The organism is Allobosea thiooxidans (assembly GCF_900168195.1).
Lineage (GTDB): Bacteria > Pseudomonadota > Alphaproteobacteria > Rhizobiales > Beijerinckiaceae > Allobosea > Allobosea thiooxidans.
In genome coordinates this window covers 617,463-635,825 of the sequence record NZ_FUYX01000001.1, presented here as the reverse complement: position 1 = coordinate 635,825, position 18,363 = coordinate 617,463, and the positions used below count along the sequence as shown (strand labels likewise).

The 18,363-nt window shown below is 66.5% G+C and carries 17 protein-coding genes and 2 tRNA genes; 8 read left to right on the top strand and 11 right to left on the bottom strand.

From position 1 onward, the window contains the following. Window positions 1-18: 18 nt before the first annotated feature. A complete protein-coding gene (locus B5Y19_RS26585) occupies window positions 19-2,556 on the bottom strand; it encodes a methyl-accepting chemotaxis protein (RefSeq protein WP_079591068.1) in 2,538 nt (845 codons plus the stop codon). Window positions 2,557-2,723: 167 nt separating this feature from the next. Here B5Y19_RS26585 and B5Y19_RS03120 point away from each other — a divergent pair, with 167 nt between their 5' ends. Beyond that, the gene (locus B5Y19_RS03120; RefSeq protein WP_055729367.1) at window positions 2,724-3,500 is read left to right on the top strand and encodes a DUF1499 domain-containing protein; all 777 of its coding nucleotides are present in this window, start codon (window positions 2,724-2,726) and stop codon (window positions 3,498-3,500) included. 9 nt (window positions 3,501-3,509) lie between these two features. On the opposite strand, the gene B5Y19_RS03115 is transcribed toward B5Y19_RS03120, so the two are convergent. Then, window positions 3,510-4,424, bottom strand: coding sequence for an MBL fold metallo-hydrolase (locus tag B5Y19_RS03115; RefSeq protein ID WP_055729483.1), 915 nt, complete (start codon window positions 4,422-4,424; stop codon window positions 3,510-3,512). Window positions 4,425-4,571: 147 nt separating this feature from the next. Between B5Y19_RS03115 and B5Y19_RS03110 the strand changes: the two genes are divergently transcribed. Beyond that, window positions 4,572-5,195, top strand: a complete 624-nt coding sequence (locus B5Y19_RS03110; RefSeq protein WP_244555457.1) for a biotin transporter BioY — start codon at window positions 4,572-4,574, stop codon at window positions 5,193-5,195. Between the two features lie 67 nt (window positions 5,196-5,262). Here the strand turns inward: B5Y19_RS03110 and B5Y19_RS26580 are convergent, their stop codons facing one another. The 5 genes from B5Y19_RS26580 to B5Y19_RS03090 form a co-directional block, all read right to left on the bottom strand. Further along, window positions 5,263-5,388 (bottom strand): hypothetical protein, encoded by a 126-nt coding sequence (locus B5Y19_RS26580; protein WP_280174375.1) that lies wholly within the window; start codon window positions 5,386-5,388, stop codon window positions 5,263-5,265. A 300-nt stretch (window positions 5,389-5,688) separates the two neighbouring features. Beyond that, window positions 5,689-7,029 carry an HlyD family type I secretion periplasmic adaptor subunit gene (locus B5Y19_RS03105; RefSeq protein ID WP_079591067.1) on the bottom strand — a complete coding sequence of 447 codons (1,341 nt, stop codon included), beginning with the start codon at window positions 7,027-7,029 and terminating at the stop codon, window positions 5,689-5,691. Window positions 7,030-7,074: 45 nt separating this feature from the next. Beyond that, window positions 7,075-9,144 (bottom strand): type I secretion system permease/ATPase, encoded by a 2,070-nt coding sequence (locus B5Y19_RS03100; RefSeq protein WP_079591095.1) that lies wholly within the window; start codon window positions 9,142-9,144, stop codon window positions 7,075-7,077. A gap of 27 nt (window positions 9,145-9,171) precedes the next feature. Continuing rightward, window positions 9,172-11,172 carry an autotransporter outer membrane beta-barrel domain-containing protein gene (locus tag B5Y19_RS03095; protein WP_055729368.1) on the bottom strand — a complete coding sequence of 667 codons (2,001 nt, stop codon included), beginning with the start codon at window positions 11,170-11,172 and terminating at the stop codon, window positions 9,172-9,174. A 136-nt stretch (window positions 11,173-11,308) separates the two neighbouring features. Further along, on the bottom strand, window positions 11,309-12,124 hold the full coding sequence (locus B5Y19_RS03090; RefSeq protein WP_079591066.1) for a hypothetical protein: 816 nt from the start codon (window positions 12,122-12,124) through the stop codon (window positions 11,309-11,311). A gap of 565 nt (window positions 12,125-12,689) precedes the next feature. Between B5Y19_RS03090 and B5Y19_RS03085 the strand changes: the two genes are divergently transcribed. Then, on the top strand, window positions 12,690-13,379 hold the full coding sequence (locus tag B5Y19_RS03085; RefSeq protein ID WP_079591065.1) for a transposase: 690 nt from the start codon (window positions 12,690-12,692) through the stop codon (window positions 13,377-13,379). A 258-nt stretch (window positions 13,380-13,637) separates the two neighbouring features. Here B5Y19_RS03085 and B5Y19_RS03080 read toward each other — a convergent pair whose 3' ends face one another. Beyond that, complete coding sequence (locus B5Y19_RS03080; RefSeq protein ID WP_055729371.1) at window positions 13,638-14,099, bottom strand: hypothetical protein; 462 nt, start codon at window positions 14,097-14,099, stop codon at window positions 13,638-13,640. Window positions 14,100-14,142: 43 nt separating this feature from the next. Between B5Y19_RS03080 and B5Y19_RS03075 the strand changes: the two genes are divergently transcribed. Further along, window positions 14,143-14,724, top strand: a complete 582-nt coding sequence (locus B5Y19_RS03075) for a hypothetical protein (RefSeq protein ID WP_055729372.1) — start codon at window positions 14,143-14,145, stop codon at window positions 14,722-14,724. A gap of 121 nt (window positions 14,725-14,845) precedes the next feature. Here B5Y19_RS03075 and B5Y19_RS03070 read toward each other — a convergent pair whose 3' ends face one another. After that, window positions 14,846-15,139 (bottom strand): DUF982 domain-containing protein, encoded by a 294-nt coding sequence (locus B5Y19_RS03070; RefSeq protein WP_079591094.1) that lies wholly within the window; start codon window positions 15,137-15,139, stop codon window positions 14,846-14,848. Between the two features lie 693 nt (window positions 15,140-15,832). Here B5Y19_RS03070 and B5Y19_RS03065 point away from each other — a divergent pair. Beyond that, on the top strand, window positions 15,833-16,153 hold the full coding sequence (locus B5Y19_RS03065) for a DUF1236 domain-containing protein (protein WP_176168545.1): 321 nt from the start codon (window positions 15,833-15,835) through the stop codon (window positions 16,151-16,153). A gap of 232 nt (window positions 16,154-16,385) precedes the next feature. Here the strand turns inward: B5Y19_RS03065 and B5Y19_RS03060 are convergent, their stop codons facing one another. Further along, window positions 16,386-16,631, bottom strand: a complete 246-nt coding sequence (locus tag B5Y19_RS03060; protein WP_055729374.1) for a hypothetical protein — start codon at window positions 16,629-16,631, stop codon at window positions 16,386-16,388. A 240-nt stretch (window positions 16,632-16,871) separates the two neighbouring features. On the opposite strand from B5Y19_RS03060, the gene B5Y19_RS25980 reads away from it, so the two are divergent. Continuing rightward, window positions 16,872-17,027 (top strand): hypothetical protein, encoded by a 156-nt coding sequence (locus tag B5Y19_RS25980; RefSeq protein WP_176168544.1) that lies wholly within the window; start codon window positions 16,872-16,874, stop codon window positions 17,025-17,027. A 160-nt stretch (window positions 17,028-17,187) separates the two neighbouring features. Beyond that, window positions 17,188-17,679, top strand: a complete 492-nt coding sequence (locus tag B5Y19_RS03055; protein WP_055729375.1) for a class I SAM-dependent methyltransferase — start codon at window positions 17,188-17,190, stop codon at window positions 17,677-17,679. Between the two features lie 321 nt (window positions 17,680-18,000). Here B5Y19_RS03055 and B5Y19_RS03050 read toward each other — a convergent pair. Continuing rightward, window positions 18,001-18,077, bottom strand: a tRNA-Pro gene (locus B5Y19_RS03050). A gap of 146 nt (window positions 18,078-18,223) precedes the next feature. Between B5Y19_RS03050 and B5Y19_RS03045 the strand changes: the two genes are divergently transcribed. Continuing rightward, window positions 18,224-18,298 (top strand) — tRNA-Gln (locus B5Y19_RS03045). The last annotated feature ends 65 nt before the right edge of the window (window positions 18,299-18,363 follow it).

Genomic DNA, 18,363 nt, shown 5'->3' with positions numbered 1-18,363 from the left:
GGCGCAGCGGGGCCCAGCTCAGAACTCTTCCCATCCGGCGTCCTGGGCGCGGCCATTGGCGACCTTGCGCGGGGCGGGGGCGGATTTGGACTGGGCGAAGGCGGCTTGGGCGAGCTGGCGCAGCCGCTCCGGCTCGGAGCCGTCGGCCGCGGCCGCCGTGGCGCTGGCCGGCGCTGCCGCCGGGCGAGTCAGCGAGCGCAGGGCAGGCTTGGCCGGGCGCGGGGAGGCCGAGCCCGCAGCCGCGACCGGCGCGGCCTGGGCCGCCTCGCGGCCGGTGCGGAAGGCCGCGACCAGTTCGTTGAGCTGGCCGATCCGGCCGGTCAGCGCATTGGCCGAGGCCGCGCTCTCCTCCGCCAGCGCCGCGTTCTGCTGCGTCATCTCGTCGAGATGCGCCACCGCCTGGCTCATCTCGTCGATGCCGTTGGCCTGCTCGCCCGAGGCGGCCGAGATGTCGGCGATCGTCGCCGCCACCTTCTGCGAGGCCGCCAGGATCCGGCTGAGCTGGTCGCCGGCCTGGCGCACCAGCTTCACGCCCTCGCCGACCTCGGCATTCGACGAGGAGATCAGCCCCGAAATGTCCTTGGCCGCCTCGCCCGAGCGCTGCGCCAGCGTGCGCACCTCGGAGGCGACCACGGCGAAGCCCTTGCCGGCCTCGCCGGCGCGCGCCGCTTCGACCGCCGCGTTCAGCGCCAGCAGGTTGGTCTGGAAGGCGATGTCGTCGATCACCCGGATGATGTCGGAGATCTTCTGCGAGGCGCTCTCGATCCGGGCCATGGCCTCGACCGCCTGGCCGGCGATGGCGCCGCCGTTCTCGGCCGCCTGCATCGCCTCGTCGGCGATCCGGGCGGCATCCTTCGAGGCCTGGGCCGAGGCCTTGACCGAAGCCGCCAGTTCCTCGGTCGTCGCCGCCGTCTCCTCCAGCGAGGAGGCCTGCTCCTCGGTGCGCTTCGACAGGTCGTCGGCGCCCATATGGATCTCGCGCGCCGCCAGCCCGACATCGGCCGAGGTCGTCTGGATCGTCGCCACCGTCGCCGAGAGCCGGTCGACCGTCTCGTTGATCGCGCCCTTGAGATCGGCGAAGCGGCCGCGATAGCCGGTCTCCACCCGCCGCGTCAGGTCACCGCCCGCAATCGCCGACAGCGCCCCGGCAAACTCCGTCGTCGCCGTGTCCACAACAACGTTGATCTCGTTGATGCCCTCGACGAGTTCCTTGAGCGGCCCTTCCATGTCGCCGACCTGAGCCTGGCCGGAGAAATTGCCGTCGCGGGCCGCCGCGACGATGCCGGCCACTTCGCCCAGCAGCTTCTGGACATGGGCGGCCTGCTCGGCATCGGCCAGCATGGCGAGCTCGCGATCGCGACGGTTCTGCTCGAGAGCCAGCGCGTTCTCGCGATAGGTCTCGAGAGCGCGGCTGAGCGCGCCGATCTCGTCAGGCGAGGGCGCCGGCGGGATCGCCTGCGCGAAATCTCCGTTCTGCATGCCGTCCAGCGCGGATTTCAGCGAGACGAGCGGGCGGGCGATGCGCCGCTGCACGCCGCGCCAGCTCAGGACGCAGATCACGAGCAGGGCGGCGAGGAGGGAGCCGACGATGCCGAGCTTGATCCAGGCATGGGTGAGCTTCTCGCCCGTGCGCGTGATCATGTCGTCGAGCGACTGGGTCACGGCCGACACGATCGCCTCGAACGGGGCGTTGCACTGCTTCGTCCAGTCCTCGGCCGCGATGACGGGCTCGGCGTTCTGGCCGAGCTTGCCGATCAGATCGTCCATCCTGCGGTTCGAGGCCTCGACCTCGGCCGACATGACGCCGATCTTACGGACGAGATCGCTGCCGACGCCCGGCCGCGAGGCGAGCTGCTTGAGGGTATCCCTGGCGGCATTGGACGTGCCGCGCAGCTCGCCGAGCCGGCGCAGCTGCGCCGCATCGAGCGCCTTGCCCGAGCCGAAGGCCGGGCGCAGCACCGAGCATTGCGTGCCGTAATGCGAGCGCACGTCCCAGCCCGCGGATTTGAAGGCCTGCAGGTCGGCGAGCACAGGGTCGGCGAGCCGGGCCGCGTTCGAGGTTTCGTCCGAGGCCTTGACGATGGCGGCCTCGATGGCGCCGATGCCGTTGTACCAGGGCATGGTCGCGGCGAGGCTGCGCTGGGGCTTGGGCTTGGCGGCCTCGGCATGGAGATCGGCCATCCGGGCGTCGGTGAGCTTCTGCTCCTGCTGGATGCCGGCGATCAGCTCCTCGCGGTTCGGCAGGTCGGTGTCCCGCAGCTGGGCGATCGCCTCGGCGATCTGGGTGCGGCTGGCCTCTTCGATCCGCTTCAGCAGCGGGGCAGGGTCATCGACCGCCTGGATGCTGGTCTGGGCCTGGCCGCGGGCGGTGCGGATCATGTTGCCGGTCAGGAGCAGCGCCTTGTCGGCTTCCACCAGCTCGGCCAGGCGCATATTGGTCCGCACTTCCATGAAGGATTGCTCCGCCATGTAGGCAAGGGCGCCGATGCCGGGCACGCAGAGGCAGGCCATGGTGGCCACGAGGTAGTTCTGGATCGAGGAGGGGAAGAATTTCACGGCGGGGCTCGGAGAAGAGACGTACGGCTGGAAGGCGATTACGCAGGCCGAAGAGGCGGACCGGCGCAGCCGGTGCCCTTCCCGCCCAGCTATCGCCGACTTGATTAAGATTGCGCTTCGCTGCGTCCGCGCTTGCCTTCGGCCGGCTGGAACGGCACCTAAGAGCGATGCATCGCCGTCTCGTCTTCGAGGAACCGGTTTCGCGCGCCGCCATCTGGAGCCGGCGGCTGGCCTGGTTCTCGCTGGCCGTGCTGGCGCTGTCGCTGCTTCTCGTTCGCCTGCGGGAACCGAGCATCGAGGGGCTGGCGCCGGTCGCCGGCGCCTATGTGATCGTGCTGGCGGCGCTGGCGCTGGCCTTTCTCGCCTTCATCCGCATCTGGCAATCCGGCCATCGCGGCGTGGGCATGGCCGCGGGCGCAATGCTGCTGTCGCTGATCATGCTGGTTCCGGCTGGCTATGTCGCCGTGCGGCTCGTGACGAAGCCAGCGCTTTCGGACGTCTCGACCGATATCGAGGATCCGCCGGCCTTCAGCCGCTCGCAGGCCGCGCTCGCCGCACGCAGCGGCCGGGTGCCGTCCGACATCCCCTCCGAGCGCCGACGCCTGCAACGGCAGGCCTATCCCAAAGTCGTGCCGATCCTGCTCGAGGTGCCGGCCGACGCGGCCTTCAACCTCGCGCGGCGAGCGGCGACGGGCCTCGGCTGGCAGGTGCTGGAGACGACGCGCCCGGGCGGACGCAGCGGGGCAGGGCGCGTCGAGGCGGTGGCGCGCGGGCGCATCCTGCGCTTCTCGGAGGACATTACCATCCGGATCAGGCCGCGGGTCGACGGCAGCCGGATCGACATCCGCTCGGCCTCGCGCCTGGGGAGCCACGACCTGGGCGCCAATGCGGCCCGCATCATGGCCTTCGCCGATGAGGTCGAGCTGCTGATGGAGGCACGCTGACCGGTCGGCTCAGGCGAGGCGATAGCGGCTCGTCAGGGCGGGGACGGGGTCGCTGGCCTGGACGGCGCCGCGCGCCACCAGGTCCTCGAGCTGGGCCAGCACCGAGAGCGAGGCCGCTCCGTGCAGCGCCGGGGCCAGGCCCTGATAGATCACGGGAACCATCGCGGCGATGGTCTCGTCGCCCTGCCCGAGGCGATTGAGGACGGCGGCTTCGCGCTGGCGGCGATGCTGGACGAGGCCGCGCAGGAAGCGCTGCGGCTCGGTGACCGGCCCGCCATGGCCCGGCCAGTAGCGCGCATGGGCGAGCCCGCGCAGCTTCTCGATCGAGGCCATATAGGCGGCCATCGAGCCGTCGGGCGGCGCGACCACCGATGTCGACCAGGCCATGACATGATCGCCCGAGAACAGCGTGTCCTCCTCCGCCAGGGTGAAGGCGAGGTGGTTGGCGGTGTGGCCGGGGGTCTCGACGGCCGCGAGGCTCCATCCCGGCCCGGTGACGGCATCGCCGTCGTGCATCAGCTCTTCCGGCGAATAGCCGGTGTCGGCGGCAGCATCGAGGACGCGCTCCTCGCCCGGGCCGAGCAGCCGCGAGGGGCGGTGCGGCCCGCAGCCGACGATCCGGGCGCCGGTCGCCGCCTTGAGCAGCGGCACCGCCGGGGAATGGTCGCGATGTGTGTGGGTGACGACGATATGGCTCACCGTCTCACCGCTGATGGCGGCGAGCAGTCGCTCGACATGGGCGGGATCGTCCGGGCCAGGATCGATGATCGCCACGGTGCCGCGCCCGACGATATAAGTGCAGGTGCCGGTGAAGGTCATCGGACCGCCATTGCCGGCGATGACGCGGCGGACCAGCGGAGAGAGCGTCGCGACCTCGCCGGCCGGTGTCGTCGCGGTCCTGTCGAATTCGATCTCGTCGGCCATCTGCGCCTCGTCACAAGCCTGCGCCGATTCCGCGAAACCGGCTGCCCATTCGTGCAAGGCCCTTCCGCTTGTGAGGGCTTGCGGCATTCCCTATAGACGCAAAAGCGGCCGCGTCGCGCGGCCTTTTCGGGAAAGGACGACAAGCCCATGGCCGACATGATCCCCATGCAAGCCCCGACGCTCGCGAGCACGCTCCTTCCCGCCTCGGGCAGCCGCTCCGCCACGCTGCGCAATGTCGCCCTGGCCGTTGCCGGCAGCCTGCTGATGGTGCTGGCCGCCAAGATCAAGGTGCCGTTCTGGCCGGTGCCGATGACGCTCCAGACGCTGGCCGTCCTCGGGATCGGCGCGGCCTATGGCCCGCGCCTCGGCGCCGCGACGATGGCGCTCTACATCGCCTATGGCCTCGCCGGGCTGCCGGTGTTCACCAATACCCCGCCCGTCGCTGCCGGCCCGCTCTATCTCGTCGGCCCGACCGGCGGCTTCCTCGTCGGCTTCGTGCTCGCGGCGGCAATCGCCGGCTGGGCGGCCGAGCGCGGCGCCTCGCTGGTGCGCCTCGTCGGCGGGCTGGTGCTGGCCGATCTCGTCTTGCTGGCGATCGGCTGCCTGTGGCTCGCCTTCGGCGCGCAGATGGCCGGCGGCGTCAGCGGCGTCGGGCTCGGCAAGGCCTTCGCCTTCGGCGTGCAGCCCTTCCTGCTCGGCGAAGCGCTGAAGGTCGCGCTCGTCGCCTGCTTCGCCGGCGCGGGCTGGTCGCTGATCCGCCGGCGCGGCTGAGCGAAGCCCTCTCTCGAAATGAAAAGGCCTGGGTGGAAGCCCCGGCCTTTTTCGTCTGGGCCTGCGTTCAGGTGCGCGGCGCCTCGCCGCCGCAGCTCTTGGGAAAGAGCGGGCCGAAATTGCCGCATTTGTCGCAGCCCGAGAGCGACAGGGCGAGCCCAAGGATACCGGCGAGGAGGATGACGCGCTTCATGGTCCAACCGTTCGATTCAGTGTCGCGGACACCGTAGAGCGGATCGCGCCCGCGCGACAGGGGCGCGCTTCAGAAGCCGCCTGCCAGCCAGCTCAGGATGCCGGCGGCCGAAAGGGCGACCAGGGCGATCGTCGCCTTCGCATCGTTGGGCCAATGGCGGGGCATGCTGCGTCTCCTTGCGGGTGGCGACGCAATAGTCATGCCGTTTGACAGCGCGGTGACGGTTTCCCCGGCGCTTTCGCTCCGGGGAAACCGCCCTCGTGACCGGCAGGGGCGAGCAAGCCGGCCGATCGTGTGATCTCAGGTTTCGCGGAAGGCCCGCGCCATGCTGTCGCGCAGCGGCTGCAGCAGGTATTCGAAGAAGGTGCGTTCCACCGTCTGGATGTAGACGTCGGCGGGCATGCCGGCCGTCGGCTGAAAGTCCGGGACGTTGGCGAGGCTCTTCGGGTCGAGGCGGGCGCGCACGACATAGAGGTCAGGAACGCCGGGATAGGCGCGCTGCTTCTCGTCGGGCAGCGCGTCGGCCGAGATGTAGATGACCCGCCCGGTGACCATCGGCGTGGTGCGCTGGTTGAGCGCCGTCAGCCGCACCGTGGCGAGCTGACTGTGCTTGATCTTGTCGATGTCCTGCGGGCGCACGCGCGCCTCGATGATGAGCTCGTCCTGGAGCGAGACGATCTCCATGATGTTCTTGCCGGGTTCGATGACGCCGCCGGCGGTGTGATAGCGCAGCTTGACCACCGTGCCCTTGACGGGGGCATTGATGCTGGCGCGATCGAGGATGCCCTTGACCGTGTGGATGCGCTCGCGCACGTCGTTGAGATCGGCATTGATCTCCTGGAGCTGGTCCGAGGCGATCTTCTGCGCATTCTTGCGGACGCCGTCGATCTGCTCCATCGAGCGCGCGATCCGCTCACGCGAATCGCCGATGTCGCCGCCGATGCGGCCGGCCTCGCCGGAGAGGTTCGCCGCCAGGCGCTGCAGCGAGAGCACCTCCGGCTTGCGGATATAGCCGCGCTGCAGCAGCGCCTGCTTGCCTTCCAGCTCCTCCTTCAGCAACTGCGACTGCCGCTCGACGCCGGCGAGCTGGACGCGGCTGCCGGCGATCTTCTCCTCCAGCGCATCGATCGTCTTCTGGTGCGCGGCGATCTCGCTCGCGGTGTTGTTCTGACGGGCGCGGAAGGCGATGCGCTGCGAGGTGAGCAGGGCGGCGATGTCGGGATCGGCGCGCATCTCGAGCAGATGGGCGGGGAAGGTGAAGTCGCTCCGGCCGACGATCTCGGCGCGCAGTCGCGCCTCGATCGCCTCGAGCCGATAGAGCTTGAGCTCGTGGCGGCGCAATTCGGCCCGCGCGGAGGTGTCATCCAGCTTGATGAGGGACTGCCCGGGCGCGACCACGTCGCCCTCGCGCACGAGGATCTCGCGGATCACCCCGCCTTCGAGATGCTGGATCGTCTTGTTCTGGCCGGTCGTGACGAAAACGCCGGTCGCGATGACCGCGCCGGCGATCGGGGCGGTGTTGCCCCAGACGCCGAAGCCCATCACCGTCGCGGCGACGACGACCACCCCGCCGAGCGTCGCCGTGCGCGTGCTGCGCGGCACATCGGCATACCAGGGCTGTCCCACCGGTGCTCCCGTCATGACCCGTTCCCTTCTCCTCACGCCCGGGTAGGCTCCGGGTCTTGATCACTGCAGTCTCGGGCTGCCGCCATCGGTGCTGCGCTGGCCGACGATCAGGGGCAGGATCTCGTCGCGCCCGCCGATGGCCTGCACGGCGCCGTCCCGGATCATCATGATCTTGTCGACGCTGCGGAGCAGGGCCGGGCGCTGCGTGACCGCGACCACGGTCATGCCGCGGTTCTTCGCCCGTTCGAAGGCGCGGGCGAGCGCGGCCTCGCCCAGCGCGTCGAGATTGGAGTTCGGCTCGTCGAGCACGACCAGCCGCGGATTGCCGAAGAAGGCGCGCGCCAGGCCGATCCGTTGCTTCTGACCGCCGGAAAGCGGCGCGCCGTCGATGCCGATCTGGGTCTCGTAGCCATGGGCGAACTGGGCGATCATCTCGTGGATGTCGGCGATCTCGGCCGCCTCGAAGACATCCGCGTCCGAGGCATCCTCGCGCATGCGGGCGATGTTGGCCTTGATCGAGGCGGGGAAGAGCTGGACGTCCTGCGGCAGGTAGCCGACATTCTCGCCGAACTGCCGCGGATCCCAGTTGCGCTGCTCCATCTTGTCGAGGCGCACCGTGCCGGCGGTCGGGTTGATCGAGCCGACCAGCATGCGCGCCAGGGTCGACTTGCCGCAGCCCGAGGCGCCGACGATGGCCAGCGAATCCCCCGGCTCCAGGCTGAAGCTGATGCCGTTGAGGATGACCTTCTTGGTCGGAGGCGGCACGTAGAGAATGCGCTCGACATCGAGGCGCCCGGTCGGGCTCGGCAGCTTCAGCCGGTCGAGATTGAGCGGCGAAGCCTGCAGCAGCGCCTTGACTCGTTGATAGGCGGCGCGGGCATGGATGAAGTTGCGCCAGCCCTCGATCGTGCCTTCGAGCGGTGCCAGCGCGCGGCCAGCGACCACCGACGACGCCACGACCATGCCGCCGGTCAGCTGGCCCTCGAGCGAGAGCATCGCGCCCCAGCCGAGCATCGCGACCTGGGTGCCGAGCCTGAAGAACTTGGAAGCGCCGGTCATCAGGATGTTGCGATCCTGCGCGCTGACCTGCGACTTCAGCGATTCAGCCGTCTCGCGCCCCCACATCAGCACGCCTTCGGGGATCATCCCCATGGCGTTGATGACCTGCGCGTTGCGGGACATCGCTTCCGATTGCAGATTGGCCCGGGTCGAGAAGGCGCTGGAACGCGCGAAGGGCACCGCCGTGAACTGCTGGTTGAGATAGGCGATCGCAAACAGGACGACTGCCGCGACGGTGACGATGTAGCCGAGATGCGGATGGATCAGGAAGACCGCGAGCAGATAGATCGGCGCGGTCGGCGCATCGAGCATCGTCAGGATCACGGGACCGGTGAGGAAGCTGCGGATCTGCTGCAGATCGGCGAGCGTCTGGAATTCGCGGTTGGAGCCGGTCTGGGCCGCCTTGGCGGCGGCGGCGAGGACCGGGCCGCCGAGCCGGCTTTCGACATCGACGGCCACCCGCATCAGGATGAAGCGGCGGACCATGTCGAGCAGGACATGGGCACCGATCGCCAGCATGACGATGACCGAAAGCATCATCAGCGTGTCGATGCTACGGCTGGTCAGCACGCGGTCCGACATCTGGAAGAGATAGATCGGGACGGCCAGCACGAGCGTGTTCACCACGATCGAGAACAACGCCACGATCACCAGGTTATGCCGAGCACCGGCCAGCCCCGCACCGAGCACCTGCTTGAAGTCGCGGTCACCCAGGCGCTGCTCGATCGGTGTACCACGCCCGGACCCGCCACCGCCGCCGCCGCCGCTGCCACCTCGTCTGCCCCGGCCACCATTATCGCCGTCGAGACCGGGCTTGGAGCCGGCCTCGTCGGATTTGGGGCGCAGGACGACGTTGTCCGGGGCGGGTTGGCCGTCGCCGCGGGCATCCGCCCGCGGTGCAGCCGAGGTCACGGATTCGGCTGCGGGAAGCTCGACACGGCTGTTGGTGTTGGCAATTCCGGTGATCGTGACGTTCGCCAGGCCGACCGCGGTCGGCATGACGAGTTTCCGCATCGGTGCAGTTTCAGCCGATGCGGGCGGGGCCGGCAGCGCTTCGTTCTTCTTGTTCATGCCCATCCCCGTGTTCTTCTTATGGTCTCAGGCCAGGATGTTCGAGGTCAGATGGTCGTGCTGTGCCGGGTCCTGCAGGGGCGCCGGCCGGCAGTCGGGCTCAGGCTCATGCTGCGTGGCGTTCTCCGCGAAGGCGACGAGCTCCGGCACCAGCGTGGTGGTGTCGTGGATGGTCACGGTGTCGCTGTCGGTCACGATGTTGACCTGGATCAGCATGGCTTCCTCATAGGCGGCGCCGCCGAGGTAATTGGAGGTCGAGAGCAGCCCGGGGTCGCCGATATAGGCGTCGTTGACGGCGCTGTTGCCGCCCGCCGCGACGCCTTGCCGGGTCCCGGCCTCGGCGCTGGCCTGGATGCTCTGGTCGCCATCGACCATCACGTTCACCTGCGTGATGGTGTTGATGTCGTAATAGTCGCCGGAGATGTAGAGCATCTTCAGCGTGCCCGAGGCGCCGCCATAAAGCTGCCAGTCGCTACTGGGCTGGAGCACCGTCGCACCGCCGGCCAAGAGGCCCATCAGATCGTGGTGAGCGTCCTGCATGGGCTTGAAACCCGGCGCGTCGACGGTTTCGATCGTCGCCCGGTTGACCAGGTTGTTGAAGCCGGTGGTGACGGTGGTGTCGTCGCCGGCGTCACCGGTGCTGTAGAGCGTCGCATAATCCGGATCGACCATGACGTTGTACTGGTAGATCCAGTTGGCGCGATGATAGTCGCCGCCGATGATGATGACGTCGTACCGGTCGAGGCCGGAGACTTCAGCCAGGTTGAGCTGCTGGTTCGCGCCGGTTCCCAGATTGTAATAGGTCCCCGATTCCGCCTGCACAGTCCTGTCGTTGTCGTCGAGGCCGTTGAACTGGACGATCGACTTCACGTCGTAGAAGTCGCCCTGGACGACGTCGATGTTCCAGTGCGGCGTGGCGGCCGCACCGCGAACCTCGATCGTCGACTGATGCGTGATGAACTCGGCGATGTTGTGGACCTCGTTGCCACTGGTCTGCACCGTCGGCGACAGCTGGCCGGAAACCGCGACGTCGACATGGTCGTTGTCGACCAGGACGTTGGCCTGGACGATGCCGCGACTGTAGAAATAGTTGCCGCCGACCATCATCGAGCCCGCGGCCTCGTTGTAGTCGAGGATCGCGGCGGCGTTGATCTGAACGTTGAGGCCGGTTTCCGCGAGCGTGGCGACGCCGCCCGTCGGCTTCGTCAGGTCGAGCTCGGCCTCCACGGTCTGCCCGGCTTCCACGGTCTTTACCGAGGCCTCCGAGCGCCAGGGGGCGGAATCGGTGAGCACCGGGACATTCGGTTCCGGCGCGCCGACGACGCCGTCGACGATGCGCCCTTCCGGCACCGGGGCGGGCAGGCTGCCGTTGGCATAGGGGCTTCCGGTCTCGGCCCACAAAGCGTCCCGGGCGGCAATCTGCTCGATGATCTCGGTCGTTCCGGAGCCGAGTGCGGTGTTCATGTCGGGAACGCCGTCCGGCGCGACGGCATTGGCCTGCGCGAGCGCAGTCGCCAACACCCCATCGAGATGCAGTTCCGGGGGAATGACGAGGCTGCCATCGGCGTGGCGGATATCGTCGGAGGTGACGAGATCGCGGTCGGTCTGGAGATTGATCTGCCGGATCTGCACCAGGCTCTCGCTGCCGCCCTCGCCATATTCGACCGTGATGACGTGCGTCGTCCCGGGAAGTCCGATCCCGGCCTCGTGGGGCAGGGGAACCGGCTTGGAAATCGGTGGGAGGGCCGGCACGATCTTGTTCGGCACGCTCAGCGCGGCAGGCGCCAGCACATGCGCCGTGGGGGCATGGGGCTCGGCCGCGGCGGTTTCCCTGATCTGCGTCGGCACCGAAGCCAGTTCGTCGAAGGCGAGTCCGCGAAGCGGTTCGTGCCCCGGTTCATGGGTCTCCGACAGGAGGGGGGGGGCCGGGTCGCCCTCGTAATAGACCGATGCCCGGGCGACCGAATCCGACAGGTGGAAATAGCCGATGAAATGCCAGATGGTCTCGGTGAAGCCGCCTGTCTGCATGGCACAATCCTCCGCTGCCGCCGGCTCGCGCCGGACGTGAAGGTTTCATGCGCGGTCGCGCATGGGAGGGACGACGCGCTCGGAGCGGAAACCGCGCGGGGGCTTGCCCCGCGCGGTCGCTAGGCTCCGGTTCGGATCAGAGCGCGTCGTCGGTGCTGCCAATCGACAGGTCGATCGAGTTGAACTGGATGTTGGCACCCATCACGATCGACTGGGTGAAGGCTTCCTGCGTGAGGCTGGCCGCCGCGGAGGCCGCGGTGCCGCCGAAGTCGCCATCGTCGCCGCCCACCGTGCCGATGGAGGCGCTCGCCGCGCCGCCGGCCGCGCTGGCCGTCATGGTGAAGTCGCCGACCGAGTTGGCGTCGTGCCCACACAGATCCCAGCAGGAGGCGTCGGACAGGCCGCCGGCGGTGTAGCTCACCGACGGGCTGGAGAGCGTGTCGTTGTCGGTCAGGTTGTTGACCTGGTCGATGTTGAAGTTGTTGCCGTTGTGGAGCTCCTGCGAGACCACGTCCGGCATGATGATCGATTCTTCGATCCCGTAGATCTGGTCGATATCGATGGCGTCCGGATCGGCGGGCTTGTTGAGCGAGCCCTCGAGCGAGAGATCGACCGTCACATCGACGTTCACGCTGTTGTTGACGACGTTGTCGACCGTGTTGTCGATGTGGTTGACGTTGTCGTTGATGTTGCCGTTGGCGTTGAGATTGCCGTTGCCGTTCAGGTTGCCATTGCCGTTCAGGTTGCCGTTGGCGTTCCAGACATCGGTGTCGACGGACTGCGCCGCCAGCTGGCCGGCATACTGACCCTGGCCCTGACTCTGGCCCTGGTTGGAGGACTGACCCTGTCCCTGGCCTTGTCCCTGAGCCTGACCCTGGAGTTCGGCCTGACCCTGCAACTGAGCTTGCAGTTCAGCCTGGCCCTGAAGCTGGGCCTGAGTAGGAAGTGGCATGATTAACTCCTGCTTCTTTCAGGAGACATCGTGCTACCCAGGACGCGCCTCTCTTCTGCGCTGCGCCGTCCGGTCACAAGCGATGTCGGTTGCGTTGAGCGTCTCGTCTGCCTTGCGGGGCCGTCCATCGTTCCGGTGGACCATCCGCCTCATGCGGGGCACTGCCCCGCAATCCATGATCGTTAGCCCATTGGCGTCGCTCCTCTGCTGGGTTTTGTCCTGCCGCGCTCTGTTCTGTTCTTGTTGTTGTCGAGCGTGCGGACATATTCCGTGCGTCAGGCAATAGTCATCGTGTGCGTTTAATCACACTTCGTATTATTGGCTGTTTTCCAGCGTTGTTTGGCGGAGTAGCGTCTCCGCTAGGCATATTTTCTTGTTTTTGGATCAATTTTAAAGGTGATCCGAGGCGAGAGTTGTATTTTTTCTTCCCTTTATGTCGCTTCGTGCCTATAAACAGCCATGGAGGGTAAAAACGGTCAATGTGTTGAATTCTTACCCTACGTTAAGGATGCATTGAATTTTAACGACCCAGGAGTAGTGTTCCCGCTGTGTCGGAGGTGGGTTGATGACTCATGCCGTCCGTATGCATGACGAGCGAGTCGCGTTCCTCTCGCTGGAGAAGCTGATCTGGCGGGCGGGGCCGGTCTGCCCGCATTGTGGCGAGGCGCATCGGCTCGGACGTCTGAGCGGGTTGAGCACGCCGATCGGGTCGTGGAAATGCTATGCCTGCCGCAAGCCTTTCAGCGTCCGGCACGGAACGATCTTCCAGAACAGCCATGTGCCGCTTCATGTCTGGCTCCAGGGCCTCTACCTGCTGACGGTGAGCGGGCATCGCCTGAGTTCGCAGAAGCTGGGGCAGATCCTCGGTGTCTCGGTCCGCACCGCCTGGCATCTCAAGACCAAGATCGCCGCGGGGCTGGCGGCGGGAACGCCTTTCGATGGCGGGCCCGACGAGCGCATGCTGACGCAGGTCGTGCGCACGCCGATGCCGGACGAGCCGCAACCGCCGGAACCCGGGCAGGCCATCTTCAAGGCCCGTTACGAGCGCTTTCTCAAGGCGATCGGCCCGCTGGCCGATGCCGATGGCGATGCCGCGTTCCTGGACGCGCTCCATCGGCTGGTGCTGTCGGCACCGCCCGAACAGTCCGCCGCGGCCGGCGAAGCCGCGATCGAGGAGCAGCTCGAACTGGGCCTGTTCGAAGACGAGCCGGAATGCCAGATGACCAGCGACGGAGGCGACGATGAGCTGCGCTAGAGCGATTTTCGCGCAGCTCGCACCGTCATCGCGAGGACTGCGGTGACGAAGCAATCCAGGGGGACGACGCTGGACACCTCAACCGATCCCCCTGGATTGCTTCGCTGCTCTCGCGATGGCGACATCTGCGTTTCAACCCGATCGAAATCCACCTGGCCCCCGGGCGGAGCGTGCGCGGGGTCCTGCCTTCCGGATGCGGTTGGTTGCGGCAGGCGCAACGCTTCCCGCCGGCCGGGCCTCCGCGGGCCGGCGCCTGTCCTAGCGGGCCGCCGCCCGCTGCTGGAGGCAGTGATCGACATGTTCCTCCCAGAGCCTGACGAGCGTCGGATCGCCAGCCAATGGCGGCTCGCCGAGGTCGTCGACGGCGCTGCGCGGCCGCATCGCTTCCAGGAAGGCGGCGGCGCCGCGCGCGCCCGCCGCGAAGTCCGGGTCCTCGCGGCTGCTGAGCAGGCAGATATCCTCGCCGATCAACTCGGGGCCGATCCCGGTGACGCCATGCAGGACATCGGCCTGCACCGCGGCCAGCGCATGGCTGCGCATGTGGCCGCAATGGCGCTGCGCCATCAGGGTGACAAGCGTCGCGAGGAAGCCGATGATTTGTGGCTGTCGCCAGTCGCCGGCCTGGTACGGCAGGTTGCCCACCGGGGCGCGCTGGAGGAACGGCTCGATCGCGGCACGGGACAGGCGGCGGGCCTTGCGGATCTTCAGAAGCTCGAACATGGCGGCCTCGCCGAAACCGAAACCTCGCCGTGAGGGGACACCGATGCGCAAGCCCGCTCCGGGACGACCGGCCCTGCCCATCCACCCGGATTTCGATGCGCTCGCCGCCGTCGCCGCCCGGGGCTCCTCCGAGCGCAGGCTAGCCTTCATGAACCTGATAGGCGATCTGAATCTTGTCTGGAGCAACAACGAAAGCCTGTTCATCTACGTGCTGATGCTGCTGCTGCGGACCGACGAGAAGGCGGCCGCGATCGTGTTCTCGACGCTGAACACGACGCGCGCGCGGCTCGACCTGGTTCAGCGCCTGGCCAAGGTCGCGGTCGCGGACAAGCGCGTCCGCGGCGAGCTTTCCGAGATCGTCGACAGGTTCTCGGCCGCGACCCGGCTGCGCAACGACCTCAGCCACGCGACCTTCGTCCTCGACGGCAATGGCGAGATCACTCATACGCAGCACATGAAGGTCGAGGAGAGCCGGGGCAATCTGCGCTTCGGCGTCCGGCGGGCGGTCGACGATGCCCGGCTGGAAGAGATCGCCCAGACGATCCGCGATCTCTATGTGCTCAATCGCCGGATCTGGGATCTGATGCCGCGATTGGAGGAGGCGGCGAGCATATCGGGGAAATAGGCAGGGAACCGCGCGTCCGAGCCGCGTGGGATCGGAACGCGCCATAGGCGTTGCCGCACTATGCCCCAGTACTCATGCGAGCTTCGCCCCGCTGGCTTCGGCCGGTGGGGCACTGTTCGCTTCAAGCGGTGCCGTGAGAGCCGTGCCGCCTGCCGCTGGCGAACGCCGCGACATCCGGAGCGAGGATGTCATGCTTCTCAGCCCATGAAGCAAACAACCCTCTCGCCGTCTCAGGTTCAATCTCGCCACCGACCGCAGCCAAGCAGGCCTTAGCTGCGAATGAGAAAGCGGTGTCTCGCCGACTCTTGGGCCAGTCGGCCAGGAACATGTAAGCCTCCATCGCCGATGAAATCGCTGTCGGGATCCCGGCTCCAGCCAGAATGACCACCGGGCGTTCAAACTCATCGGAAGGCATCAGTGCCATTGCCATATCCTCCTAGAAGCAACATGGGTCTGGAACTGCGCCCGCCGGGCGGACGCAGAGCGGTAATTTATGGTTGCTCGTTTTCGTTCTTCAAGGCCCGGCTTCGCTTCGGCGGTTTGGACTTCAAACATCGGCTGCCATTGCGGCCGCGGGGGGCATTCCTAAATTGTCGCGTCGTGTCCACGTAAGAGGAAGGAGAGCATGCCTTTTTCATCGCTGAATGATCCAGTCGACCTCGCAAGGGCGCGGGCGGCTTTGGAAGCCGCTTGGAACGAAGTCAGATCGACCATTCCCGATGCGCTTCGAGATGGAGAGCGAACCAGGCTGGCCTACATCGTTGCAGGTCTGGTCGCCCTCGCCGAGGATGAAGACGAATTGGCGAGGCGCGCGCTGGATCGATACCGCAGGAGTGAAGTTTCGTTGACGCCCTCCGCTTCGTAGGAACATCGAACGAACTGCCCGGTTACGCGCCGGCGCGATCCCGTTTCAAAGACATCGGGCGTTGAAGGGGCCGGCATCACCCACACCGTGCTGGCTCCTTTCTTCTTCATTCCCGGTACCGTCCGCCCGCTTATGCAGACTTTTTTGCTTTGGGCCTTCCAAAGGGAACAGCATGGAACAGGTGCGGATCGCGCGACGTTCCTCGTCCATTGCGCCGCTCGGCGCACAACTGGAGGACGAGCCATGAAGCGTTCAATTCTTGGATTGGTCGTCGTATCGGCCCTTGGGGTCAGCCCGGCGGCTTTTGCGCAGGTGGGCGCCCAGATTACCATCGGTCAGCCCGAGCAGACCCATATCAAGGAATATGTCGTCAAGGAGAAGGTCAAGCCCACTATGATCAAGGAAAAGGTCACGGTCGGGGCGACTTTGCCTGCCGACGTCGAGCTGCATGCTGCTCCGACCGACTGGGGCCCGACCGTCAGCAAGTATCGCTATGTCTACACCGACAACCACGTTGTGCTGGTGGAGCCGTCCAGCCGGCGAGTCGTCCACATCGTCGAGTGACACCCAATCTGGATGTCAGCGCGTCTCTGGCATTCATGGCAAGGCCGTCATCTGGCCCGGTCTCGCTTCGGCGGGGCCGGGCCGTTCTATGTCGCGTCGTCTAGCGGCAGGACTCGAGCTGCGCTCCCGCGTTGTCTCAGCAGGCGACGGCAGTGGACGATGCCATTGTGACCGCGCTTAGCAAGTGGAAGCCGAGCCAGGCCGGTTTTTCACGCGTCCGGTACCACAGAATTCAAGGGCCTCCGAGCCGCCCGATGACTGCCAGATACCTGTCGCTGGAATGCGTGACGGCGATAACGACGCTGGTGCCATCGTCGCAAATGACCGTCAGGCGATCGAGCAGGACGCCGGCGTCGACTTCGGAGGTGTCGCAGTCCAGGAAGCCCTCCCGCGTATCGCCCCAATTGCTGCCGAAGCGGTAAACCACGGGAATCCTGCGCCCGCCGCGCAGGACCAAGACGCCCTTTCCGGTATGCATGACAGGTCTCCGCCTTGGCGGCATCAACACGCGCCGCAAGCGGTCATTTCCAAACGAGGCATGGAGACAACTGCGCTGGCGATCATGCTCCTTTGCTGTGGCGCGTCCATGTCATTTGACAGCCCAGAGCGGCCCATTGCTTGGTTTGGCGGCGACTGAGACACCGGCTTCACTGACGCCGGCACTACCGCGCTTCGAAAGCATATGGACGAGTAGCTCGTCGACAAGCCGACTGCCGCGATGAGTGGTAAGCGCAAGATTGCGCGTTCGATTGTGCCGGCGCGGGTCGCCGAGATCGCCTACCGCGCCTGGGCAGACGACAGAAAGTCGCGGCATGCTGCATTCAAGGGCCGGCGCGAGGAGGCTGACGAGGCGAGCGTTTTCCGGATCGCCTAGCTCAGACTCTTCGCAGCACCGCATGGCGATTGATCGCGGCCCGTTGCCGAGAGTCGAAGACGTCATCCCCCTATCTGGCGGTTGCCTCTGCTGCCGGGTTCGTAGAACCTCTAATTAGCCAACCTGATACCACCGCGAGCCGTTCGATGAACGGAAGCTCATGAGCCGCCTGGACGGCTTCATTCGCCGCCTCGAGGCGCAGCGAGCAGTTTTGAACTGGGCTGTGGCTATGATCCGGGACCGGGAAGGACACGCTCTGGAACTAGGCCTCGGCAATGGGCGGACCTACGACCATCTGCGGGAGTTGCTTTCCGGCCGAGATATCCATGTGTTTGACTTGGAGCCGAAGCCAAATCCGTTTTCCATGCCGCCCGCAGAATTCCTCGTCGTCGGCGATATGGCAAAGACGCTTCCGGCGTTTGCGGAGCGGCATGGGGCGGCGGCGGTGCTTATCCATGTCGGCGTCACGGTTGGCGTAACCGAGCAAGACGCGGCCGCCTTTGCCTGGTTGCCCGCCCATGTCGCAGCATTGGCAACGACCGGGGCGATCATCGTGAGCGGTTGGGCGCTCGAGCATGACAAGCTCGAGCCGTTGGCATTGCCTGATGAAGTTCCGGAAGGTCGGTACTTTGCGTATAGGCGCGCCGCGTGAGGAAGCCGACGAACTCAGCTGTCCGAAGCCGCCGAAAGGCTGACCAAACGCGACGAGCCCGCATCGGGGCGTTGGAGGGCCTTCCGGTCGGCGCAATTGCGCTGATCACCCCCTGCAATGTTTCTCGGCCGACTCAAATTTGGGACGGTCGTTCTTTTGAGCCATCTCCCGCACGTGATCGTCCCGAGCTGCTTGCCGGGCGAGTGACTGCACCAATCGAAGCAGCGTCGGATCGGGCTGGGTCACGCGGAATTTCTGTCTGGGAACGAAAAAGGCCCCGAAGGGCCATGTTCTAAATGCTTGAAATAACTCGGGAAATTTTGGTCGGAGTGGCAGGATTTGAACCTGCGACCCCCTCGTCCCGAACGAGGTGCTCTACCAGGCTGAGCCACACTCCGATCAACTGGTGGCCGGCTTATAGCCAGAGCGCGGCTCGGGCGCAACAGGCTGTTTGCGGGTTGTGGAGGATTTCTTTCGGGGACGTCCCAGGAGCATCGCGCGCAGTTGCGCGTCGCGCCGCCGCAGTCTAGAAGGCGCGCCACGTTGGGGCGTCGCCAAGTGGTAAGGCAGCGGTTTTTGGTACCGCCATTCGGAGGTTCGAATCCTCCCGCCCCAGCCAAAATTTTCCGAAAAATGCAATAAAGTCGATGTAGTGCGCCGCGATCTTTGGCAGAAGCGCGCTGA